Raw genomic sequence first — 22,534 nt, 5'->3', positions numbered from 1 at the left:
GCTGTTTTATAAAAATGGCGGTCCGGACGGGACTCGAACCCGCGACCTCCTGCGTGACAGGCAGGCATTCTAACCAACTGAACTACCGGACCAAACGTGTATTAAATAAGAAACAGGAAATGAGCTAAAATCATCTCCCGTCCCTGATGACCCCTACGGGATTCGAACCCGTGTTACCTCCGTGAAAGGGAGGTGTCTTAACCACTTGACCAAGGGGCCAATAAATTTTATGGCGGAGAAGGAGGGATTTGAACCCTCGCGCCGGTTACCCGACCTACACCCTTAGCAGGGGCGCCTCTTCAGCCTCTTGAGTACTTCCCCATAAAATGGCTCCGCAGGTAGGACTCGAACCTACGACCGATCGGTTAACAGCCGATAGCTCTACCACTGAGCTACTGCGGAATAATATGTTGTCTAACAAGGACAATCACCCTGTCGACTCTTTACATTATAATGACGATGTATTATAAAGTCAATACGATTTTTAAAAGAAAAGTAACTGCATATTTTTTCCTTATTCCTCGCGCAGCTCTTTTACCATTTTCAGCTTACCTCTACACTTTCCACATACATAACGACTGATATTTATCGTACGCTTTCTCTTATATTCTTGGCTGCATTTTGTACATTCATAAAGAAGGACTTTATTGGAGGTGCGTTTTCGGGGTTTATCTAGCAGCGGGCTGCAAAATCTGGGTGCACCTACTTTTTTTAATAGCATTTTAAAATCTTGATCACGATGCTGGTACCCTTTTCCTTCTAAGTGAAGATGGTAATGGCAGAGTTCATGTTTAATAATACCGATTAGTTCATTTAACCCTAGCTGGTCTAAGTATTTTTTATTGATATCGATATTATGGGTCCCTAACAGATATCTGCCGCCTGTTGAACGAAGCCTGCTATTAAAGGAGGCTTTGTGCCTAAAAGGCTTACCAAAGTTTTCAATCGAGACTTTTTCAACTAGCTTTTGTAGTTCTTTATCCTCCATTTGCCTTCCCTCCTTACTTAAAGCGAACGTGACAACCTATTATAGCATATATTGTAGATACCTTTAATGATCTACTTTTCGGGAGGGTTAACTATGCCAACATGGTTCCAAAACCAGATGAAAAGAGCTTTCTACGAGAAGGACCGATACCAAATAAAGCTGTTAAACCAGTGCTGGTTTTTTTACAGAAAGAAATACATTTCATAAAAAAGAGTGCAACTCATTAATCGGGTTGCACTCATTCTTCTACTTAATCTCTTATTTAGACGGCGGCAGCATGGTTAATGCTACTCTGCCCTTATTCATGTCTACAGAGTCCACCCAGACCGTTACCACATCACCAACAGATACAATATCTAAAGGATGTTTCACAAAACGATTACTCAGCTTGGATATGTGAACCAGACCATCCTGCTTAACTCCAATATCTACAAACGCACCAAAATCCACTACATTTCTTACAGTTCCCTGCAGTTCCATTCCTGCACTTAAATCTTCCAGCTTAAGGACATCCTTTTTCAATAGAGGACGCGGCAGGTCATCACGCGGGTCACGTTCCGGTCTTACTAATGCGTCTATAATATCTCTTAATGTTAGTTCTCCAATTGCCAACTCAGCAGATACTGCCTTTATATCTAGTGCAGCTAGTGCATCTTTTAATTCATCACTGCCTAAATCATCTGTGGTAAAGCCTAAATTCGTTAATAACTTTTTCACTTCATCATAGCTTTCGGGATGAATTCCTGTCCGGTCTAACGGCTGCTTTCCGTCTAATACACGTAAGAAGCCTATAGCTTGTTCATATGTTTTAGCACCGAGGCGAGGGACTTTCTTTAATTGCACCCTGCTTGTAAACTTTCCTTCTTCTTCTCTTTTCTTCACAATATTATGGGCAGCTGTTTTTGTCAGTCCTGCAACATATTGCAATAAGGAAGCAGAAGCTGTATTCACATTCACCCCTACACGGTTTACGGCTGTTTCCACCACAAAGTGCAGTGATTCCGAAAGGCGCTTTTGGGCTACATCATGTTGATATTGACCTACACCTACAGATTTCGGATCAATCTTTACTAATTCCGCCAGCGGGTCCTGCAATCTTCTGGCAATGGAGACAGCACTTCTCTCTTCAACTTGAAAATCCGGAAACTCTTCTCTTGCAAGATCAGACGCAGAGTATACACTGGCCCCAGCTTCATTCACAATCAGGTAGTAGATTTCTTCATCCATTTCTTTGAGAATATCTGCTACAAATTGTTCAGTTTCTCTAGATGCCGTTCCATTCCCAACTGCCGCCATCTCAACTTTATAATCACGTAGAATGCGAATAAACTTTTCCCTTGCTTCCTTTGTCTTTGATACAGGTGGATGAGGATAGATAACATCAATCTTTAACACCTTGCCTGTTTCATCCACAACTGCAAGCTTACAGCCTGTCCGATAAGCAGGATCTACACCAATGACTACTTTTCCTTTTAACGGCGGCTGCAAAAGTAAGTTTCGGAGATTTTCGGAGAAGATATGAATCGCTTGCTCTTCACCTTTATCTGTTAGTTCTCCTCGAATTTCTCTTTCAATCGAGGGCTGAATCAAGCGCTTATAGCTGTCCTCTATTGCCTCTAAGACAAGCGGCGCACTTTGAGAGTGTTGATTACGGATCCATTTTCTCGATAGGTAGGAAATGATGATATCTGTATTCATCTTAATGGATACCCGTAAGATATCTTCTTTTTCACCGCGGTTTAACGCAAGAGTTCGATGTGGAACGATTTTATTTACCGGTTCCTCATACTCATAGTACATTTCATATACCTTTTTCTCGTCCTTTTCCGCGTCTTTAACCGTCGATTCCACTTTACCTGCCTTAAAGGTTTCGGTACGAATCCATTTCCGTCCTTCCGCATCATCAGAAATCATTTCAGCAATGATATCTTTTGCACCAGCAATCGCATCTTCAACGGAAAGAACATCTTTTTCATCGGATAAAAATTCTTTTGCCTGTTCTTCAATAGAAGTCTTTGGAAAGGTTAATAACCATTCCGCTAAAGGCTCAAGTCCTTTTTCCTTTGCGACCGTTGCCTTTGTACGGCGTTTTTGTTTATATGGCCGATATAGATCTTCCACTTCTTGAAGCTTTTCTGCCTTCGTTATTTTATGTGTAAGTTCATCGGTTAGTTTGCCTTGCTCAGCAATAGTCCGAAGTACTTCTTCTTTCCTTTGCTCAAGGTTTTGTATGTATTGCCAGCTTTCCTGGATATCTCGTATTTGGACTTCATCGAGAGCGCCCGTCATTTCTTTACGGTAGCGGGCAATAAATGGCACAGTATTGCCTTCATTCAATAAAGAAATAACACTTTTCACCTGCTTTTCGGGTATCGTCAATTTAGCCGCTACCTTCCCAAGCAGCTGTTCTTCTTTCACAACTGTATCGTTCACAACACAAACCTCCATTCCTATTACCATATTGTATCAAATTATCCGAATTGATTCATATCCGACCATTTCCCTCTATAAATAAAAAAAGAAGCAAGCTAAATTAGCTTGCCAATGCAGAAACATATATGAGGTCAGAGCATACGTATAAAAAAACGCTCTTTCACAAGAAGAGCGTGCATAAATGCTAAAATTCGATGAGACCAATACTTACTCGCAAGGCTTCATCCACTTTTTCCATCATTTCGTCATCGAGATGGGTTATTTTATCGGTTAACCGCTGTTTATCTATTGTACGAATCTGTTCTAAAAGTATGACTGAATCTCGTTCAAAACCGTAGCGCTTCGCATCAATCTCTACATGAGTGGGAAGCTTCGCCTTTTGAATTTGAGCTGTAATCGCTGCAACAATAACTGTGGGACTAAACCGATTCCCGATGTCGTTTTGAATGACAAGTACAGGACGGACGCCGCCTTGTTCAGAACCAACAACTGGGGATAGGTCCGCGAAATAAACGTCACCACGCTTGACAATCAAGGGATTACCCTCCGCTTACAAGACGTTCAACTGTGTGCTCTGCCTCAAATTCTGCTTGAAATGCTTCCGATGCAATTGATAAATTGATCATAGCCATTTCCATGTATCCACGTCTCATGGATTCGCGAATTTGTCTCTTTTTTCGTTCGCGTAAATACATTTTAGTTGCCTGATAAATAAACTCGCTCCGGTTAACGTTTTCTAATTTTACAAAACCATCTAACTCGGTTAAAAGATGTTGCGGTAATTTTACTAAGATTTCCGTAGTTGCGCCGGATTCAGACACAAACATACACCTCCACCATCACTACACACCATTTTTTCTATCTACCATATTTAATAATACCACTTAATGCCCAACATGCATAGACTAAATATAATACTTCTGTATTATAGGCCAAACAAACTACCTTTTATGCACTAAATTTCCGCATTATCATAAATATGTGCCTTTTTTATAAATAGGCCACTTATTCATGCAGCAGATAGTTTTTTAATACGACAATTTTCCCGCCCTGTTTATAGAGACGAGGGACTCTTGTTGAGATAATACATGGCACTTCGTAATTAATTGTTTCTAGTTTCCGGGCTACTTCATTAACTGAGATAAATTCATCATTTTGTCTCCCTATTAACGTAACCGTTGTCCCTGCTGGTACTTCATGTGGTAATTTTACCATACATTGATCCATACATATCCTGCCAACAATTGGCACTCTTTTTCCTTCTACCAATACTTCCTGCCCTTGGAGGCGGCGAATCCAGCCGTCAGCATAACCAATGGGAATGGTCCCAATCCACTCCTCGTCCTTTGCCTCATAGGTAGCACCATAACTAACTTTGTCTCCCTTTCTGAGTTTTTTGACATGAACCAGCCTCGAACGAAGCGAGAAAGCCTCATTCAAGGGAAAAGGCAGCTCATGTTCAATCTCAGGAGAAGGCGTTAATCCATACATAGCAATCCCAAGACGAATGGCATTAAAATTGGTTTCAGGAAACCGTAAAGCCGCGGCACTATTACTGCAATGTATATACTTTGGCCTTTCTTTTAACACCGATAATAACTCATGGAACATTTCTTTTTGTTTCTCGAAATATGAAAGGTCTACTTCATCAGCTGTTGCAAAATGGGTGTATATACCCTCCATTTCAATCCTATCATCATTTGTTAATATCTGCACAATCGCTTCCAGTTCTTCCTTCGTACGAATACCAATCCTGCCCATTCCCGTATCTAGTTTAATATGAACAGGGAGTACCTTATTTTTTGGAAGATGAGAAAGAGCTGCCTTTACCCATTCTATTTGGAAAACTGTAATCGTGATATTGTATTTGACTGCCAGCGCAGCATCCTCTGGCCGAGTAGCACCCAAGACTAGTATCGGAGCTTCTATTCCCTTATTCCTTAAGGCTATAGCTTCATCCATAAAGGCCACTGCAAGATACGTCGCACCTGCTTTCAGTGCACTCTCTGCCACCTTAAAGTCCCCATGACCATAAGCATTTGCTTTTACCACAGCTATAATCTCTACTTTGGGAGGCAAAAGTTTTTTGACAGATGTAACATTTGCGAGAATATAATCTAAATCAACCTCTGCCCATGTGTCTCTATAAAAATAGCCCTGCTCTGTCATTATTCCACTTCCTAATTACTTAAAGTCACTTTTTAATTTATTTTTACCCTTTTGATTATCAAACTACTGATTTTAAATGTCAAATAAAAAAACAGGCCCTGTATGAGAGCCTGTATCCTTTAATCTTATTTTTCTACATCCCCTTGCACGGTTCTAGCAATTTCGATGAGTTCACTTTCTGTAAGGTCATTGGATGCAATCATGTAGTCTACCCCATCAACAGTCCAAGTAATAGAACCTTCCGAAACGGCGCCGATTGTTATGCCTAAATCAACTAAGTCTCCGTCCACATAAGTAGGTGAGGCTGCAGCTTCTTTCACAGTTACCTTCTCCTGAACTAATGTGAATGACTTTTCACCTTCGTAGGTTAGAACAACTCGTTTTCCATCCTGAAGTTTGACTACTTTTTCATCTACTAACTTCGCACCCATATCAGCAGTCGGGTACTTAACAGTAAAGGCTTCATCCTTACTATCTGCCATTACAGGCAAGTTAAGGTCAGCACGCGTCATATTCTTTTTCATATCAAAGTCGCTGTCATCGAAGCTGGCGTTGAATTTAACCTTTGAAAATTCCACCGTCACAAGTGCATTTCGATCTGGATCCATGACTTTTACCATTGCCGGAGATAAATCTTCTTTGTTTAGTTTAATTTCCTGGATCGGCAGCATACTATTGTTTTGATAACGAGTCTTTGTTTCAAATACATAATGTTCTTTTGTAGCAGAGAATTTCGACTCTTTATCTTCAACGATGTCTTTAATTAATGATTCATATAAGTAGGCTTGGCTGCTGTTTTGCGGCCAATCACTTTGGAATTTGAAACTCTTTTTAAGAGCAGGAGTTAGGACAAAAACGCCTTCTTGATTCCGTAATATCATTTGACTTTGATCTTTTTCTGCATTTTTTAAGTTAACGCGGTAGAACGTTGGATCCTTGTGCCAAATCTCTACGTTATATACCTGTGAGTCAGTTCCCATTTTCAATGTCATTTTTGCGTCTACTTTATAACCGGTCAAATCATTTAGTTTCCCATTTAACTCTTTCACCACATCATCTTTTGACTTTGAGCCGCAGGCGGCTAGCAGAAAGATGACCATTAACCCCGTAACAATCAGCAAAAACCTTTTCTTCAATTCCTTCAACCCCTTCTTGTCTCATTTTCATATGAATATTAAGAAGACTTGTCTCTCCCATTTCCCTATGAATATATGAGACAACCTTTTGGAATATGATAAAAGGATTGGCCTGCTATTGATTAATTTTCTACTTTTCCTCAATGACTACCTGTGCAACAGCATAGTCTCTGCTGTGTGAGATAGAAAGAAATCCATTCGTTTCAGGTTTAATAATACACGGCTTACCAAAAGAATCTGTTTCAATTTCAATATCTAAAAAGGATAACTCTTTACCGATGCCAGTACCAAGAGCCTTCGAGTATGCTTCTTTTGCGGCAAATCTTCCCGCCAAAAATTCAACTTTTCTTCGATCAGGAAGTTGTACGAACGTTTGTTTTTCATTTTCGGTTAATATACGGTCAACCAGCTTTTTTTGTCTAGTCACTATCTCTTCTATTCGAGAAAGTTCAATAATATCAATCCCAATCCCTTTAATCATGCTTTTTTAAGTTCCCTTCTATTTAAATGATCAGATGCATAATAGTACAACATGGTCATATTTTTAGTCTATTATAATTAGTAAAGTATTCTAAAAGGAGGTTGCTATGTTTACGAGAACAGAGAGTTTTCGCGAATTTATCCGTTTTTATCCGATTGTTTCTATTATTATTGCCATCCATTTCCTATTATATCTTTTAACTGCTTTGCCTATTTTTCCAAACTTTTGGTTTGAAGCGACATTCTCAGGTGTAAATCTCTATATTAAAGAAGGCGATTATTGGAGGCTGTTTACCCCCATCTTTATGCATGGCGGCTTTACCCATGTTTTATTTAACAGTTTCTCACTTGTCCTTTTTGGCCCGGCACTTGAAAGGCTTCTTGGGAAAGGTAAATTCCTTCTTGTTTATCTTGTTTCTGGTGTCTTGGCAAATGTCGCTACTTTAATGCTTGAGCCTTTAACTTATGTACATGTTGGGTCTAGCGGGGCAATCTTTGGATTATTCGGCTATTATATAAGTATGATTCTCTTTCGTAAACATATGCTCTCACAGCAAAATTCGCAAATTATCCTTATCATTTGTGCTCTTAGCTTAATTATGACCTTTATCCAGCCCAATATTAATATCACAGCTCATATATTCGGTTTATTAGGCGGTTTTTTACTAGGTGCTATTTTTTATAATAAAAAGAAGGATTGAGCCGCTATTGGTTCAATCCCTTTTTTTTGCCGCCTCTCGAAAACCAAGAGTAAACCATTTTCACATCATTTTGATCCATATCAATGACACGGCCGCCAGCACTGCCGAAGCCTACCTTCACAAATGCTTCCAGCGACCCAAGTGCTTTCCTTTTTTGAAAATAGCTTTCTTTAATTTCTAGACTTTGGATTTTATTTTTCTTGATAAAAACGGTAGATCTTACAATCGTTCGAAACCTGAGATTTAATTGCTGTTCTTCCAGTTTCCACCCTGCATCCTTATACTTCAATATTCCCCAAAAGGTAAACCAGGCTAGAACGATTAACGAAAGAAGTCCCCACATCTTTAAAAAGTAAAATGCAACAGCTGATGCAGGAATAATGATAATCCAGCTCCGAAAAACATAGCGGGGCAGCGCCCTTTTAGGAACGGGGTTGAAACTTGAAGATAAGTGATAATCAGTAAGATACGGCCCCAAAACGTCTTCAATTGTGTTTAATTTTATCAGCGGGAGGAGCAATACCTTCGATCCTTCTTGATTACTTGCAGAACCACCTGCACTTTCAACGAAAACAGACCCATACCCCAGCCATTGACGGACAATATTTTCATTGATTTTTATTGCTTGAATCCGAGTTAACGGAATCGTAATCTGTCTTTTTTCTAATAAACCTTGAGAAATCACCAAATCATGTTCTGTTTTTATGACATTAAAATTTGCATACTTTAGCATGGTTCCAATAAGAGCAATCACCCAGGCAACGACAAAGCCCACAAATACAAGCAGGACAATAATAATCAGATTACTTACCGCCCACTGCCCCACTCCACGAAATATTCTTTCATATGGAATAAGATCATCCAGCTGTGAAAAAAATGCCAATACCGCTGAAATGACCACTCCTACCCCACCCGATGTAAGAGATAGAAGGACTAACTGTGATGGAGTCATTCTATAAACGATTTGACTTGTAACTTCCTGAACTGATTCCATTTCCTCTACAACAGGTTTTTTAGCTGCAGCTACATATTCTTGAATAGAACGTGCTTCTTCTTTAGAGATTGCTGCAAGGACCGCTTCCGCTTCATCCGTCCCGCTTCCCCCGGCAGTTTCAACCTTGACCTTCACCATCCCGCATAGGCGCTGCAGGATTCCTTCTGAAAGATCTAGACTTTGGATTCGCTCTAAGGGAATATACCGCTTTTTACGGACAATAACACCATATTCTATCCGAAGTTCATTTTGCTCCAATCTATAGGTGTAGCGCAGCCATGAGAGAATACTTATCAGAATAATGATAATGAATGCAATAGCAGATATTCCAAGAAGTAGCAGCTTTCCGCCGTCTCCTTCATTCCAAATGAAAAATAATGCAATTAAACTAAAAAAAGCATCCTTTAACCTTTTCCCTATAGTCAGCACAATTACAATTGGATGAAGTCTTTTCGGTTCAAACATCTTCATCCGCCACCCTTGCCAGAGTCGAAATAAAATACCTTAATTCTTCTGCCTCACTCTCTTCTAATGCAGGAATTTCATGCGATGTTGCTGCGGTATTAATAATAACGGAGGCTAATTGATATTTACGTAAAATGGGGCCTTGTACGGTATCAACATGCTGAACGCGGATCATCGGAATTAATGTCCGCTTTACAATAAATATCCCTTCCTGCAGTTCAATTTCCTCATCTCTAACTTCGTATCTCCATCGCCGCCATTTTACTAGCGGCAATAGAAAAATGAATAAATAAGTTGAAATAAGTTCAATTCCTATTAATAAAACTGAAACCCAAAATGGGCCATTAAAGATATGTAATAGAAAAACAGCCACAGCGGCTAAAATCCAGCTAATGACAATCTTTATTACACCTGAAATTCTCCAAACCGTTAACGCTTTTTTTGATATTCGTTTTCGCGGCTCTAGTATCATATTTCCCCTCCCCATGTATACCCCTTACTTTTAAGTATACAGTGTTATCAAGAAGGAAACATCAATGTTATTCAACTTCAAAACTCGACTGATCTATTAGACTAATCCCCTTCCTGCCTTCTAAATCCTTCATCAATTGAAAAAGAGCAGAATCCTTTTGTTTTGCTTCTATCATGCAATGGACCTCAGGAACAGTTCCCTTTATTCTATTAATAAATTCCAAAAACATTTCTGGATTAACAAAGTCAGCATGCGCCCTATATTCTTTCTCAGAACGCGGACTTGATATATGCATTTTGACCGGAAGGGGAGATGTCTTCCAGGTATTAACGATTCTTTCCCAGTCTTCCTGCCACTCCTTCTCCTCATGATTAGCTAAGTGATGGTGATAATCAAACACCATGGGTATTCCTAATTTCTCACAAAGATAAAGCGTCTCTTTGACGGTAAACGTAGTATCATCATTCTCGAGCATAATCATGCTTTGAATAGCAGGCTGGATATATCCCCAATTATGAATAAACTGTTCAAGCGCCTTTTCCTTATCATCGTAACCGCCGCCAACATGCAATACACAACGATGTTCAGTTCCAATTCCCATGCCTTTTAGCAGTTTCTTATGCATTACAAGTGTCTTCAATGCATTAGAGAGGATCTCCTTATTCGGTGTATTCAGCACTACAAAATGATCAGGGTGAAAATCAACTCGCATTGGGTGCAGTTCTAGGTAGTCCCCAATGTTTTTTAATGATGTTTTCAGTGGTTTTATGTAATCCCAATCAAGCAATTCCTCATGATTAGCAAGCGGGATTAGACGGGAGCTTAAACGAAAGAAATAAATTTGATTTCCTGCATTGTGTTTTAATAATCGTAAGCAATTTTCTATATTTGATTCTGCTATCCGCTCTAGCTTTCGAATCGCCGCTTCACGGTCCTTTATCTTTTTAAATTGTGCAAACGTCATGGTTTGAGAAGGTGAAGCATTTTGAAGCTCAACACTCATGGCCACATATCCAAGTTTAACAATCATCTCCAACACTCCTAACAAGTGATTACTCTTAATGTTCCCATTATGCACTCTGTTAAAATAAAAAGAGAGCATCGACTTTTCGTCAATGCTCTCTTGTGTATATCTTGATTATCGGTTAAAGGTTCTAGGTTTTGATTTTCCAGATGTACGCTTTTCACCTGTTCTTGGCTTAGCAGGTGCCTTTTTACGGTCACGGTCGCCGCCGCGTGATGAATTGTAACCTCTATTATCGTCCCTTCTTCTACGGTCACGATCATGAGGCTTTCTGTCTCTCTTAGAGTGAAGCGGCGCTTCTTCTGTTAACTTCACCGGAGTTTGATCTGGTTCCTTTGTTAACATTTTTAGAACAGCTGCAATAACCGTTGACGCATCATTCTCTTCCAATAGCTCTTGAGCAGCTGCTTTATAATATTGAAGGTTATTGGATTCAATTGTTTGAACAATTTTATCAACTACCGCACGTTGTTGACCTTCCAATGCTTCATCTAGTGTTGGAGCCTTCATTCGATCCATCTTACGTTTCGTTGTTCTCTCTAAGATTGAAAGATAGGACTTCTCACGCGGTGTAATAAATGTCATAGCCATTCCTGACTTACCAGCACGACCCGTACGTCCGATACGGTGTACGTAGCTTTCTGGATCTTGTGGGATATCAAAGTTGTATACATGTGTGACACCGGAAATATCCAGACCCCTTGCAGCTACGTCTGTAGCCACTAGGACATCAATCGTTCCTTCTTTGAATTTACGCAGAACTTGAATCCGTTTTGCCTGTGTCAAATCCCCATGAATACCTTCTGCTGTGTAACCTCTTAATGTTAGTGCTTCAGATAATTCATCAACACGGCGCTTTGTCCGTCCAAAAATAATCGCCAATTCAGGTGATTGAATATCAAGCAGTCTCGTTAAAACGTCAAACTTATTCTTCTCCATTACCTCAAGGTAATATTGTTCAATCGCAGGAACTGTCATTTCCTTCGTCTTAACACGAACAATTTGTGGATCTTTCATAAACTTCTCTGCCATTCTTTGAATTGGTCCTGGCATTGTAGCTGAGAAAAGCAAAGTTTGGCGCTCTTCAGGTGTAGCAGCAAGAATAGATTCAATATCTTCAATGAATCCCATATTTAACATTTCATCCGCTTCGTCAAGGATAACAGTATTTACTGTATCAAGACGCATGGTTTTTCTGTTTATATGATCCAATACACGTCCAGGAGTACCTACAATAATATGTGGGAATTTCTTTAATGAGCGGATTTGGCGGCTGATATCCTGACCACCGTAAATGGATAAAACCCGAACTCTTTTCCCTGAGCCAATTTTATAAAGCTCTTCAGAAACCTGAATAGCTAACTCACGAGTTGGCGCGATAACAATCCCTTGGATTGCATCCTTCGTCACATCCACTTTTTCAACTAAAGGAATACCAAATGCAGCCGTTTTACCAGTTCCTGTTTGAGCCTGCCCGATCAAATCCTTATTTTCTAGTCCCAATGGAATTGTTTCTGACTGAATTGGTGTAGCTTCCTCAAATCCCATTTTAAGGACAGCTTGTAACGTGGCCTGACTTAGGCCTAAATCTTCAAACTTTGTCAATGTTTTCATTCTCCTTCATTTATATAAAAATTTAATCTATGTGCTGAATACTTGTGATTCGCATCAAAATGCCGTAATTAGGTAACATCTTAATTTTACCAAAAAAAAGACATCCCTCCAAAGGAGTATGCCCTATTTTACTCGTTCTTTAGACACGTTGCTGATAATCATAACACTTTTAAAGGTTAATTGCAATTAATGCGGTTTAATAATGGGTCCCATATTAGCCATTACGTTCCATCAAAAAGTCGTACACTTGGGAAAATAGGGCCTCTTTTTCCTCACAGTGACAAATATGATGGCTGGAATCCTTGATATACGTAAGCCTTTTTGTTTTAGCATTAATAGTACGATATAAGTATTCAGCACTTTTAGGAGGAACTATTCCGTCACACTCTCCCTGTGCTATCAAGGTTGGCACTTCTACTTGCGGGAGCAGTGGTTTAATATAAGAAACAAGTCTTCGAAATTGTAAGGTCGCTTTTATGGGAGTTGCTTTTATTTTTCTTTTATAGCGCTGAAAAAATTCATTGTTTTCTAAGTTTCCTTTTAAAGAATCAATAATCATCGATTTAATTTCACTTGCCATCTGTTTTGGGTTAAGGTAATAAGCAGCTGCACTAAGTAGTACAAGCTTGTCCACTGGATACTTTGCCGCTAAGAGGCTCGCAATCATACCGCCCATGGAAAATCCTATCACATAAACCTGATCACAGGTTTCAATTAATTTCTTCAATTCATTCTCTGCGTGTTCAATCCACTGTTGATAATGGACATCTTTTAAGGAAAGATTTTCGCCATGACCAGGAAGAGTTGGTACACTGAAAATCCAGTCAGTGTGCTTCGTTAAATACTCAGCAAGAGGCTCTACTTCATACGGTGCTCCCGTAAAGCCGTGAATACATAAACAGCCAATCATATTCTCTCCACCTGCTTTATTTTGAAGATTTATCTTAGTGTTCCATTGAAAGCCCCTTGCAATACAGTTTTATTTTTATATGTTAATCCTTACTATTTTTGCAATGAGGTTACAATTTCTTCTAATTTCATTCCTCTAGAGGCCTTCACTAAGACTAAGGTATTATTATTCACATGCTGCTCTAACGCTTTAATCAGCTCTTTCTTATCTGTAAAAGAAAACACTCTTTGTCTCCCTAGACTAGAACGAGCTCCTGCCGCAATGTGTTCAGCTAATTTTCCAAATGTAAATACAAAATCTATTTTATTTGGATTCAAACCCTCGCCAATTTGCCGATGGTATTGTTCTTCCTCTGGACCTAATTCAAGCATATCACCAAGAACGAGAATGATTCTTTCATAACCCTTAAGGTTTGAAACCAATTCAATTGCCGCCATCATAGAGGTTGGGCTTGCATTATAAGCATCGTTTATAATTTTTTCACCATGACTCCCGACACTGAATTCCATCCGCATATTGGTGAGCTTAACATTTGTTAGACCTTCATTAATTTTATTAAATGGCACATCAAAATATTGTGCAATGATCATTGCTGCAATTGCATTTAATATATTATGAGTTCCTAATACAGGAAGTTCGAAAATTTCCGAGGATTTATTAATCATAAACCGATTACCTTGGTCTAATTGAATGATTTCTGTCGGAAAAAAATCATTTCTATTCGTTCTGCCAAATGTTAGAACATTTATATTTCCCTTATTTTTATTAATTCGTTCCATAAGCAGCGGCTCATCACCATGAAGAACGGCCAATCCACCCTCTTTTAAACCTTGGAGAATTTCCAGCTTCGCTTCTGCAATTCCTTCTCTTGACCCGAGATCAAGAAGATGAGATTCCCCAATATTGGTAATAACAACTGCATCTGGAGAAGCAAGCTTGGTAAGGAATTCTATTTCCCCTCTGCCGCTCATTCCCATTTCCAATACGGCAATTTCCGTATTCTCTTTCAACCCTAAAACAGTAAGAGGCAATCCGATATGATTATTATAATTTCCTTCTGTTTTTTGGACATTATAGGTAGTTGATAAAAGTGATGCAGTCATATCCTTTGTGGTGGTTTTCCCATTACTTCCGGTAATACCTACCACCTTTACAGGTAATTGTCTGCGATATCCTCTAGCTAATTCCTGCAAAGCTACTAAGCAATCTTCAACAACGAGGATTGGCAAATGTGTTGGCGGATTTGGTACATCTTTTTGCCACAATGCGGCTGCAGCACCCTTTTTAAGTGATTCCTCTACAAATTTATGACCATCTGAGTTCTCACCTTTAAAAGGGATAAATAAATTACCAGATTCAATTTTTCTAGAATCAATTGAAACACCGTTAATTTCTATTTCATTAAATGAGGTAATATCGTTATGAATAGGTATCATATCTGATATCTGCTTTAAGCTTCTTTTTATCATCTCAGGCCCTCCAGTTAGTCTGAATTTTAAATAAAGACACGGCACCCTGCCGTGTCAATTTTCTAGAAAGTGTATTTTATGTTTTGTTTTTCTGCATGTCTTTCCTTTGCCAGCGTAACCAACGTTTCAATTAATTGCGGGTATTCGACACCCGTGTGCTTCCATAATAACGGAAACATGCTGAATGGGGTAAAACCTGGCATTGTATTTACTTCATTAATTAATGCCTTACCGTCTTTTGTTAAGAAGAAGTCAGCGCGTACTAGTCCTGAACAATCCAGTGCTTTAAATGCTTGGATGGCCATATTTTTTATTTGTTGATACTCTTCCTCTGATACATCTGCCGGTATAATCAATGCAGTATCTCCATCTTCATATTTCGCTTTATAATCATAAAAGTCCTTCTTTGGAACAATTTCACCGGCTACAGAGCACTTTGGTTCATCATTACCAAGGATACCAACTTCGATTTCACGGGCTATAACACCCTCTTCAATAATCACTTTACGGTCAAATTGAAATGCCTCAACGAATGCAGCTTCAAGCTCTGCTCGGTTTGTACATTTACTTATGCCGACACTTGACCCTAGATTAGCTGGTTTAACAAAGCAAGGGTAGCCGAGTTTCTCTTCTACCATGGTATAGGCGGATTCTTTCGACTTCTCCCATTCTGTTCTAATGAAAGCAACATAATTTACTTGTGCCAACCCCGCTTGGGCAAATACATTTTTCATCATTACCTTATCCATACCCGCTGCAGATGCTAATACACCATTCCCAACATATGGGAGATTTAACAGCTCTAACAATCCTTGTACAGTTCCATCCTCACCATTGGGTCCGTGCAGAAGCGGGAAGATTACATCTAATGGTTCATTTTCATGTTGTTCTCCGCTCTTGAAGATGGATGGTGCTAATGATAATGGAGTTAATTCATTTTCATTTGAAAACTCTAATGCCTTTACGTTTTCAACAGGTGCAGTAAGCTGTGGTCCCTTTATCCACTCACCTTCTACATTTATGTAAATCGGATGTATTTCAAATTTTTCAAGATCAAGTGCTTTAATTACAGCAAGTGCTGTTTGTAATGATACTTTATGTTCAGCAGATTTACCCCCGTATAATAAACCAATTTTTGTTTTCATATTAAGCCTCCATTTTTCGCATTTCACGATTTTATTTTATCACTTTTATTATTTTATGAAACCTACTGCTTGGTTAAAAACTTCCCATATTACTTACACACACAAAAATCTCTCCACCGAAATGGAGAGATTAGATAACGGTAAGCTTCCATTCTTTTGTTTTCTTATCAAAAATAATTTTCGCATGACAGTTCTCACCAGATATTTGTTCATATTCCTCGTACATGTCATCCATTGAAGCAAAGTCCCCTATTACCCATACTGGGATTTCCAGTCTGCTTCGCTGATGGTCAACATCTCGTAAGGATATACAAATCCCTTCCTTAATAAATGGAGTGAGGGATAGGAGAATTTCCTTATTTATTGGAGGATATAAACGTTTTTTCTTGATTCCAAGGATTGACTTTTCAAGTTTTAACTCTCCTAATTTACTCGAAAGAGCTTGACTTAAGAGCTGAAAAAAATCCTTAAAGCTTCGATAATATATTTTATTAAAGAAACCATCATCATGCGCTAAATAAACAAATCGATTACCTAGTTTATTATAAAAGGGAAGTTTTAAGTGCTGCTTATGATGGCCCAAATATAATAATTCGGCTATTTCCTGTCCTGTGAGTTCATTTAATCCTTCTTCTTCAGCAAAGTCAATCCAACAGAAGTCTCCGTAGCCGTATATATCATCATCTGCAAGCTTTTTTATTCTATTTGTAGGACAATACTCAAGCAGCGTATGCATATTAAAATCACCATCATCAAACTGGTGCTTTAATAATAGCAGTGGATTTAAAGTATCGGAAAAAGCAGCAGCAAATTCGGCAAATTCGATACCGTAAGACAGTACATACTGATCATTTTGATTTAGATGGACATAAACGAGATCCCGTATGTCTGGATGATGCTTTTTCAAAGCCAAACTCCTCCGATCAGGAAAAAATAATATCTATGATAAATGAGTTAAAGCATACATTTTAAATACTTTACAAATCTTAACTAATCCTTCATCATTTTATCATTAATAGTCCAAACTGCTTATTTCAATTCTTTTACAATTCTAAAGGTTTTTGTGATACTTTTGAAACAGTTTGCTTGATTCTTTTCCGAATAACACATACTATTTTAAGACTCTTTACTAGTATTTACATATTAGCAGCAAATCATTTTATAACATACATGTATAGAGTGTAGAAACGCACCGTTTGAAAGGAGCGTAAACAATGATAAAAGATATGACTCAGGATGAAATCACTCTTCATATTATAAAATTATTAAAAGAAAACAAAAAGGCTGAATTTATTACCATCCTTGAAGAATTGCAGCCATATGACACCGCAAAAATCTACGAGGACTTACCTGAGAAGCATAAGCTTCGTTTTCTTTTATACTTAAATTTTGATGTTCTTGCAGACTTAATGCAGGAGCTTGAAAAAGAAGAACAACTTGAAGTTTTAAATAAACTGGGGATTGAAAAATCCAGCAAAGTCTTGGATTTAATGGATAATGATGACTTAGCTCTGATGCTGGATGAACTATCTCCGGAGAAGAAAGAGTCACTTCTCTCCGGAATGAATATCGAAGAATCGAAAGCGGTCACTGATATAATGAATTATCCACCCGAAACAGCAGGAAGACTGATGACCAATCGTTTTGTGTGGATTCGCAGTTATTATAGTGTCCGAGAAGCAGTTGATAAGTTAAAAACATTTGCGGAGTTTGCTGAATCGATAAACTACCTGTACGTCGTCGATGAGGACCGGAAGCTGGTTGGTGTTGTTTCTTATCGAGACCTCCTGTTGGCAGACATACATGAGAAAATTAATAATATTATGTACGAACGTGTCATCTCGGTTTCTGTTACCACAGACCAAGAGGTAGCTGCCCGCATGACGGAACGATATGATTTTCTTGCCATTCCCGTCGTGGATGAAAATAATGTGCTTGTTGGGATTGTAACGGTTGATGACATCATTGATGTCGTCATTAAGGAAGCAAATGAAGATATTGAGAAACTATCTGCCTCTGGAAAATCCATCGACTTTGATACAAAGACATTTGTTGCAGCTGCTAGAAGACTTCCTTGGCTTATTTTACTATTATTTATTGGACTTATCTCCGGCAGAATTATTAGCAGCTTTGAGAGTACCCTGCAGCAGGTGGTCGCCATTGCTTTTTTCATGCCTATGATTGCTGGTATGACAGGGAATACTGGAACTCAGTCACTTGCAGTCGTGGTCCGAGGTCTTATTTCACATGATATTGATAAAGGTGTCATAACTCGGTTAGTATTACGGGAACTCGGTGTTGGCGTGACAATTGGGGTAACCTGCGCAATTCTCATTTCAATCATTGCCTATATTTGGCAGGGCAGCTTCATCTTAGGTGCAGTTGTGGGGGTTTCGCTATTTTTCACACTCATAATCGGAACCCTGGCAGGTACCATTATCCCGCTTATACTATTCAGGTTGAATATTGATCCTGCCGTCGCTTCTGGTCCATTAATCACGACAATTAATGACATTTTTTCACTGCTCACCTACTTTGGGATTGCGACGATGTTCCTTAACTATCTTCTGTAAGCACGGGCTAAAATCCGTGCTTTATTTTTTTGAAACATATTCCGTAGCAGGTTCGTCATATTAGTTAATAACTTGTAATTATTTTCCTAAATATATTGTTACTAATTATTATCTTTGTTAGCATATCACTATACAGACAGATTAAATTGGGTGTGGCATATGGACAATTTCACAAAAAAAGTAGATCGCTTTGATTGGACGTTAACATTAATTCTGTTTCTATTTTTCCTCGTCAGCTGTGTGGGAATTTATAGCGCACAAAGTGCTGGACAATACGATGAAAATTTCTTAGTCAAACAAACTTTTTGGTATGTGGTTGGAGCCGCCATTATTTCCATCACAATCCTTTTCGATGGATACCAATATAGGCGGCTTTCATGGTATTTGTATGGATTTGGCCTTCTTTTACTGATTGTTATACTACTGGCTCCAGAAAGTATTGCTCCCATTAGAAACGGAGCAAAGAGCTGGTTTATCACTCCTGTTGGATCCATTCAGCCTTCAGAGTTTGTAAAAACGTTTCTTATCTTAGCGCTTAGCTCAGTCGCAGTCAAACATCAGGAAAAATACCTTGAGAAAACATTTAAAAGAGATTTCTGGTTATTGCTCAAATTGGGAATCACCACATTCGTCCCTATCTTTTTTATTATGAAGCAAAATGATTTAGGCACCTCCCTCGTCTTATTATCCATCTTAGTCGGGTTTATCTTAGTTTCGGGAATCACTTGGAAGATCATATTACCTCTCTTTACTACTGGAGCTTCACTGGGAGCTTTCATTATTTATCTTGTCGTCGTAAGACCGGATGTCCTTGAAAAGTATTTACATGTTCAGCAATATAAATTTAACCGTATTTATGCTTGGCTCGACCCATTTAATCACTCAAGCAGTTCTGGCTATCATCTATTGAAATCCTTAAGCGCTATTGGGTCTGGGCTGATAACAGGTAAAGGCTTCGGAAATCGTGAAGTATACATTCCCGAAGGACATACAGACTTTATATTCAGTGTTATTGGTGAAGAATATGGCTTTGTCGGCGGAAGTATTGTCATTGGACTGTTCTTTCTATTAATTTATCACCTTATAAAAACTGCTTTAGATACGAATGACCCGTTTAATACATATGTGTGTACAGGCATCATTTCCATGCTGACTTTTCATGTTTTTCAAAATGTTGGTATGACCATTCAGGTCCTTCCGATAACAGGTATTCCCTTACCCTTCATAAGCTATGGAGGCAGTTCGTTAATGGGCAATATGTTTGCTATGGGGATTGTTTATAGCATTCGTTTCCACCACCGCAATTACATGTTCACATCAACAAGGTCTTTAAGCAGTTAAATTAAAGAGCAGCGGTTCTCCCGCTGTTTATTATTTCTTTATCTATAAATCTGTTATAAACTATTAAGAGCAAAAGTCATACACAAAAGTGAAGGTGAACTATGAAGGAATTTATATTTTCTGTATTAGAGTTCTTATCAGAGTTAGGGTACTTTGGGATTGCTCTAGGGTTAATGATCGAAGTGATTCCAAGTGAAATAGTCTTAGGCTATGGCGGGTATATGATATCAGAAGGAATCCTTGGCTATCCAGGAGCGGTTATAGCAGGGACAATCGGCGGAACCTTTGCCCAGTTATTTCTTTATTGGGCAGGATATTATGGCGGCCGTCCATTTTTAGAAAAATACGGGAAGTATGTCTTTATTAATAAGAAGCAAATTGACCTATCTGAACTATGGTTTAGAAAATATGGCGTAGGCGTCATTTTCTTCGCTCGATTTATTCCAGTCGTCAGACACGCAATTTCCATTCCTGCAGGTATTGCTAAAATGTCAGCAGCGAAGTTTACCCTCTATACCGTAGCAGCAGTTATTCCTTGGACTATTCTATTCCTTTACTTAGGACATGCGTTAGGGGAGAATTGGTCACATATTAAAGAATATGCAGCACAATATACAATGCCGATTATTATTGGCGCCGTTATTTTAGGTGTCATATATTTCTTAATAAAAAAATACAAAAAAACAACCACTGATTAATTCAGTGGTTGTTTCATGTTTACAGCATCACACTTGTTATCGCAGCGGTTAATAAGCTTACCAGCGTTGCACCGTAAAGCAATTTCAGCCCAAATTTTGCTACTTGATTTCCCTTTGCCTCATTCAGTCCTTTAACTGCACCTGTAATAATTCCAATTGAGGAGAAGTTTGCAAAGGATACAAGAAATACTGAGATAATCCCAACAGTTCTGCTCGATAGAGAATCGGCTATCTCTGCTAAATCCATCATCGCAACAAACTCATTTGATAATAATTTTGTCGCCATTATGGTACCCGCTTCAACCATGTCAATGGCAGGTATTCCCACAATAAAGGCAAGCGGTGAAAACACATATCCTAGAACGGTCTGGAAGCTGACTCCAAATATAGCATCAAATATGTGGTTAATCATACTGATTAATGCTACAAAACCGATTAGCATAGCTCCGACAATAATCGCTACCTTAAATCCATCCATGATATATTCGCCGAGAACTTCGAAGAAGGTTTGTTTTTCTCCCTCTTGAACATCAATAATATCCTCTTCGGCTGAAACTTCATAAGGATTAATAATATTAGCAACCATGAATCCGCCAAATAAGTTTAAAACTAATGCGGTTATTACGTATTTCGGATCAATCATCGTCATATACGCCCCTAATATAGAGGCTGAAACCGTTGACATTGCAGAGGTACAGAGCGTATACAAGCGGTGCTCTGGAATATATGGCAATTGTTTTTTCACAGAGATAAACACCTCTGATTGTCCAAAGACAGCCGAAGCTACTGCATTATATGATTCTAATTTCCCTAGACCATTTACCTTACTTAAGATAATGCCAAGATATCGAATGATAATAGGAAGAACCCGAAAATACTGTGCAATTCCAATTAACACAGAAATAAAGACGATTGGCAGGAGAACATTAATGAAGAATGGTCCTGCACCTTCATTTGCCATTCCTCCAAAAACAAAGTTTATTCCCTCAGCCGCGTAGCTTAAGAGGTGGTCAAACAAACTAGAGACAGCAGAAATAATAACAAATCCAACTTCTGTATTAAGCAGTAAAAAGGCAAAAATGAGCTGTAATACAAGCATGGTAATAAGCGGTTTAACCTTAATTCTTTTCTTATTATTACTGACGAGGTAGGCTAACAAAAAAACGATTAGTATTGCAGCCAAAAAAAGAAGATACTTCATTATAAATCCCTCTCCTACTCAAGATGTTCTATCAATTATGTAAGAAGATAGAAAACACTGTTAATTTCGACATTTATTGACAAATACCGACTGTACCAAAGAATTATAAAAGTACCTATACTTAGTGTCAATCTATATAAGGGAAGTAATAAAATTCAGGTTTTTCACTTTTTTATTATTCCATCTCAACCTATTCTTACTCTTTGAACTAAAAAATCCACCAGATGGTGGATTTTTTAAGAATCTATTTACTTCTCTGTTTTCGCATTTTCGATTACACGTTTCATAGCATGTATCTGTCCTAAGTGCATATTTTCGTGGAAGAGTGCAAAATTTACGAGTTCACCATATGTTTTTTGACCAAGAAAGGGTTCTTTTAACTCCACACTGAGGCTATCGATGGAAATCTCTTTCATTCTTGATAATTGTTCTTTTAACTGACTAGTTAATACGGAGACAGACGGAACATCTCCTTTCCAGTCAGCTGGTTTCGTTCCTCTTGCGAATAATTCCATATAATTCGCCGGCAGGTTACTTGTATTTTTAGGGAACCCAAAAATTAATGTTTCTGCTGTCGTTAAAATATGACCAATATGCCAATGAATGGTGTTATTAAATCCCTCTGGCTGTATGTCAACAAGCCCATCCTCGACACCTTCTACATTCTTAAGAAAGAAACTCCTTGTTAACTCCATATTATTAAACAAAAGTTCACTCATCC

22 protein-coding genes and 4 tRNA genes are annotated in these 22,534 nt (G+C 38.5%); 5 read left to right on the top strand and 21 right to left on the bottom strand.

Annotated features, from left to right (window positions below):
* Positions 1 to 15: 15 nt before the first annotated feature.
* From SFC47_RS24770 to SFC47_RS24750, 5 genes are all read right to left on the bottom strand, one after another.
* A tRNA-Asp gene (locus tag SFC47_RS24770) sits at positions 16 to 92 on the bottom strand.
* 55 nt (positions 93 to 147) lie between these two features.
* Positions 148 to 219 (bottom strand) — tRNA-Glu (locus SFC47_RS24765).
* Between the two features lie 11 nt (positions 220 to 230).
* Positions 231 to 321: transfer RNA gene (locus tag SFC47_RS24760), tRNA-Ser, on the bottom strand.
* 6 nt (positions 322 to 327) lie between these two features.
* Positions 328 to 402, bottom strand: a tRNA-Asn gene (locus SFC47_RS24755).
* A 112-nt stretch (positions 403 to 514) separates the two neighbouring features.
* Positions 515 to 988, bottom strand: a complete 474-nt coding sequence (locus tag SFC47_RS24750; protein ID WP_411257227.1) for a SprT family protein — start codon at positions 986 to 988, stop codon at positions 515 to 517.
* Between the two features lie 93 nt (positions 989 to 1,081).
* Here SFC47_RS24750 and cmpA point away from each other — a divergent pair, with 93 nt between their 5' ends.
* A complete protein-coding gene (gene cmpA / locus SFC47_RS24745) occupies positions 1,082 to 1,195 on the top strand; it encodes a cortex morphogenetic protein CmpA (RefSeq protein ID WP_411257226.1) in 114 nt (37 codons plus the stop codon).
* A gap of 51 nt (positions 1,196 to 1,246) precedes the next feature.
* Here the strand turns inward: cmpA and SFC47_RS24740 are convergent, their stop codons facing one another.
* From SFC47_RS24740 to acpS, 6 genes are all read right to left on the bottom strand, one after another.
* Entirely contained in the window at positions 1,247 to 3,436 is a 2,190-nt protein-coding gene (locus tag SFC47_RS24740) for a Tex family protein (protein WP_411257228.1), read from the bottom strand.
* A gap of 169 nt (positions 3,437 to 3,605) precedes the next feature.
* Positions 3,606 to 3,956, bottom strand: coding sequence for a type II toxin-antitoxin system PemK/MazF family toxin (locus SFC47_RS24735; RefSeq protein WP_034673264.1), 351 nt, complete (start codon positions 3,954 to 3,956; stop codon positions 3,606 to 3,608).
* Positions 3,957 to 3,960: 4 nt separating this feature from the next.
* The gene (locus tag SFC47_RS24730) at positions 3,961 to 4,242 is read right to left on the bottom strand and encodes a CopG family ribbon-helix-helix protein (protein WP_095251323.1); all 282 of its coding nucleotides are present in this window, start codon (positions 4,240 to 4,242) and stop codon (positions 3,961 to 3,963) included.
* A 184-nt stretch (positions 4,243 to 4,426) separates the two neighbouring features.
* Entirely contained in the window at positions 4,427 to 5,590 is a 1,164-nt protein-coding gene (gene alr, locus SFC47_RS24725; protein ID WP_411257225.1) for an alanine racemase, read from the bottom strand.
* A 125-nt stretch (positions 5,591 to 5,715) separates the two neighbouring features.
* Positions 5,716 to 6,726: a LolA family protein gene (locus tag SFC47_RS24720; protein WP_411257224.1), complete on the bottom strand. Its 1,011-nt coding sequence runs from the start codon at positions 6,724 to 6,726 to the stop codon at positions 5,716 to 5,718.
* A 130-nt stretch (positions 6,727 to 6,856) separates the two neighbouring features.
* Positions 6,857 to 7,207, bottom strand: coding sequence for a holo-ACP synthase (gene acpS, locus SFC47_RS24715; protein WP_411257223.1), 351 nt, complete (start codon positions 7,205 to 7,207; stop codon positions 6,857 to 6,859).
* A 106-nt stretch (positions 7,208 to 7,313) separates the two neighbouring features.
* Between acpS and SFC47_RS24710 the strand changes: the two genes are divergently transcribed.
* Positions 7,314 to 7,907 (top strand): rhomboid family intramembrane serine protease, encoded by a 594-nt coding sequence (locus tag SFC47_RS24710; protein WP_411257222.1) that lies wholly within the window; start codon positions 7,314 to 7,316, stop codon positions 7,905 to 7,907.
* Positions 7,908 to 7,911: 4 nt separating this feature from the next.
* Here the strand turns inward: SFC47_RS24710 and SFC47_RS24705 are convergent, their stop codons facing one another.
* From SFC47_RS24705 to SFC47_RS24670, 8 genes are all read right to left on the bottom strand, one after another.
* Positions 7,912 to 9,366 carry a PH domain-containing protein gene (locus tag SFC47_RS24705; protein WP_411257221.1) on the bottom strand — a complete coding sequence of 485 codons (1,455 nt, stop codon included), beginning with the start codon at positions 9,364 to 9,366 and terminating at the stop codon, positions 7,912 to 7,914.
* Positions 9,359 to 9,838, bottom strand: a complete 480-nt coding sequence (locus tag SFC47_RS24700) for a PH domain-containing protein (RefSeq protein ID WP_411257220.1) — start codon at positions 9,836 to 9,838, stop codon at positions 9,359 to 9,361. The genes SFC47_RS24705 and SFC47_RS24700 overlap by 8 nt, the downstream gene beginning before the upstream one ends.
* A 67-nt stretch (positions 9,839 to 9,905) precedes the next feature.
* Positions 9,906 to 10,868 (bottom strand): UV DNA damage repair endonuclease UvsE, encoded by a 963-nt coding sequence (gene uvsE, locus SFC47_RS24695; RefSeq protein WP_411257219.1) that lies wholly within the window; start codon positions 10,866 to 10,868, stop codon positions 9,906 to 9,908.
* Positions 10,869 to 10,976: 108 nt separating this feature from the next.
* The gene (gene cshA, locus SFC47_RS24690) at positions 10,977 to 12,467 is read right to left on the bottom strand and encodes a degradosome RNA helicase CshA (RefSeq protein WP_411257218.1); all 1,491 of its coding nucleotides are present in this window, start codon (positions 12,465 to 12,467) and stop codon (positions 10,977 to 10,979) included.
* Between the two features lie 223 nt (positions 12,468 to 12,690).
* Positions 12,691 to 13,386, bottom strand: coding sequence for an alpha/beta hydrolase (locus SFC47_RS24685; RefSeq protein WP_411257217.1), 696 nt, complete (start codon positions 13,384 to 13,386; stop codon positions 12,691 to 12,693).
* 92 nt (positions 13,387 to 13,478) lie between these two features.
* The gene (locus SFC47_RS24680) at positions 13,479 to 14,855 is read right to left on the bottom strand and encodes a UDP-N-acetylmuramoyl-tripeptide--D-alanyl-D-alanine ligase (protein ID WP_411257216.1); all 1,377 of its coding nucleotides are present in this window, start codon (positions 14,853 to 14,855) and stop codon (positions 13,479 to 13,481) included.
* Positions 14,856 to 14,917: 62 nt separating this feature from the next.
* Positions 14,918 to 16,000 (bottom strand): D-alanine--D-alanine ligase, encoded by a 1,083-nt coding sequence (locus SFC47_RS24675; RefSeq protein WP_411257215.1) that lies wholly within the window; start codon positions 15,998 to 16,000, stop codon positions 14,918 to 14,920.
* Between the two features lie 130 nt (positions 16,001 to 16,130).
* Positions 16,131 to 16,907, bottom strand: a complete 777-nt coding sequence (locus SFC47_RS24670; protein ID WP_411257214.1) for a hypothetical protein — start codon at positions 16,905 to 16,907, stop codon at positions 16,131 to 16,133.
* A 307-nt stretch (positions 16,908 to 17,214) separates the two neighbouring features.
* On the opposite strand from SFC47_RS24670, the gene mgtE reads away from it, so the two are divergent.
* The 3 genes from mgtE to uptA all read left to right on the top strand — a co-directional run bounded on the left by mgtE (position 17,215) and on the right by uptA (position 20,612).
* Entirely contained in the window at positions 17,215 to 18,573 is a 1,359-nt protein-coding gene (gene mgtE / locus SFC47_RS24665) for a magnesium transporter (RefSeq protein WP_411257213.1), read from the top strand.
* Positions 18,574 to 18,732: 159 nt separating this feature from the next.
* Positions 18,733 to 19,914 (top strand): FtsW/RodA/SpoVE family cell cycle protein, encoded by a 1,182-nt coding sequence (locus SFC47_RS24660; protein WP_411257212.1) that lies wholly within the window; start codon positions 18,733 to 18,735, stop codon positions 19,912 to 19,914.
* A 101-nt stretch (positions 19,915 to 20,015) separates the two neighbouring features.
* Complete coding sequence (gene uptA / locus SFC47_RS24655; protein WP_411257211.1) at positions 20,016 to 20,612, top strand: undecaprenyl phosphate transporter UptA; 597 nt, start codon at positions 20,016 to 20,018, stop codon at positions 20,610 to 20,612.
* 19 nt (positions 20,613 to 20,631) lie between these two features.
* Here uptA and SFC47_RS24650 read toward each other — a convergent pair whose 3' ends face one another.
* Positions 20,632 to 21,813 (bottom strand): NupC/NupG family nucleoside CNT transporter, encoded by a 1,182-nt coding sequence (locus SFC47_RS24650; protein ID WP_411257210.1) that lies wholly within the window; start codon positions 21,811 to 21,813, stop codon positions 20,632 to 20,634.
* 248 nt (positions 21,814 to 22,061) lie between these two features.
* The gene (locus tag SFC47_RS24645; RefSeq protein ID WP_411257209.1) at positions 22,062 to 22,532 is read right to left on the bottom strand and encodes a DinB family protein; all 471 of its coding nucleotides are present in this window, start codon (positions 22,530 to 22,532) and stop codon (positions 22,062 to 22,064) included.
* Positions 22,533 to 22,534: the final 2 nt, after the last annotated feature.

Origin of the sequence: Neobacillus niacini (assembly GCF_046591715.1) — a bacterium.
Taxonomy (GTDB): Bacteria; Bacillota; Bacilli; order Bacillales; family Cytobacillaceae; genus Neobacillus; species Neobacillus niacini_L.
This window is presented reverse-complemented; position numbering and strand designations above follow the sequence as displayed.

What these genes read in the sequence shown, in the direction of transcription:
- SFC47_RS24680 (WP_411257216.1), bottom strand. Translation starts at nt 14,855, where the DNA reads ATGATAAAAAGAAGCTTAAAGCAGATATCAGATATGATACCTATTCAT.
- mgtE (WP_411257213.1), top strand. Translation starts at nt 17,215, where the DNA reads ATGATAAAAGATATGACTCAGGATGAAATCACTCTTCATATTATAAAA.
- uptA (WP_411257211.1), top strand. Translation starts at nt 20,016, where the DNA reads ATGAAGGAATTTATATTTTCTGTATTAGAGTTCTTATCAGAGTTAGGG.
- SFC47_RS24675 (WP_411257215.1), bottom strand. Translation starts at nt 16,000, where the DNA reads ATGAAAACAAAAATTGGTTTATTATACGGGGGTAAATCTGCTGAACAT.
- SFC47_RS24705 (WP_411257221.1), bottom strand. Translation starts at nt 9,366, where the DNA reads ATGTTTGAACCGAAAAGACTTCATCCAATTGTAATTGTGCTGACTATA.
- SFC47_RS24645 (WP_411257209.1), bottom strand. Translation starts at nt 22,532, where the DNA reads ATGAGTGAACTTTTGTTTAATAATATGGAGTTAACAAGGAGTTTCTTT.
- SFC47_RS24740 (WP_411257228.1), bottom strand. Translation starts at nt 3,436, where the DNA reads ATGGAGGTTTGTGTTGTGAACGATACAGTTGTGAAAGAAGAACAGCTG.
- uvsE (WP_411257219.1), bottom strand. Translation starts at nt 10,868, where the DNA reads ATGATTGTTAAACTTGGATATGTGGCCATGAGTGTTGAGCTTCAAAAT.
- SFC47_RS24700 (WP_411257220.1), bottom strand. Translation starts at nt 9,838, where the DNA reads ATGATACTAGAGCCGCGAAAACGAATATCAAAAAAAGCGTTAACGGTT.
- SFC47_RS24685 (WP_411257217.1), bottom strand. Translation starts at nt 13,386, where the DNA reads ATGATTGGCTGTTTATGTATTCACGGCTTTACGGGAGCACCGTATGAA.
- SFC47_RS24710 (WP_411257222.1), top strand. Translation starts at nt 7,314, where the DNA reads ATGTTTACGAGAACAGAGAGTTTTCGCGAATTTATCCGTTTTTATCCG.
- acpS (WP_411257223.1), bottom strand. Translation starts at nt 7,207, where the DNA reads ATGATTAAAGGGATTGGGATTGATATTATTGAACTTTCTCGAATAGAA.
- SFC47_RS24750 (WP_411257227.1), bottom strand. Translation starts at nt 988, where the DNA reads ATGGAGGATAAAGAACTACAAAAGCTAGTTGAAAAAGTCTCGATTGAA.
- SFC47_RS24650 (WP_411257210.1), bottom strand. Translation starts at nt 21,813, where the DNA reads ATGAAGTATCTTCTTTTTTTGGCTGCAATACTAATCGTTTTTTTGTTA.
- alr (WP_411257225.1), bottom strand. Translation starts at nt 5,590, where the DNA reads ATGACAGAGCAGGGCTATTTTTATAGAGACACATGGGCAGAGGTTGAT.
- SFC47_RS24660 (WP_411257212.1), top strand. Translation starts at nt 18,733, where the DNA reads ATGGACAATTTCACAAAAAAAGTAGATCGCTTTGATTGGACGTTAACA.
- cmpA (WP_411257226.1), top strand. Translation starts at nt 1,082, where the DNA reads ATGCCAACATGGTTCCAAAACCAGATGAAAAGAGCTTTCTACGAGAAG.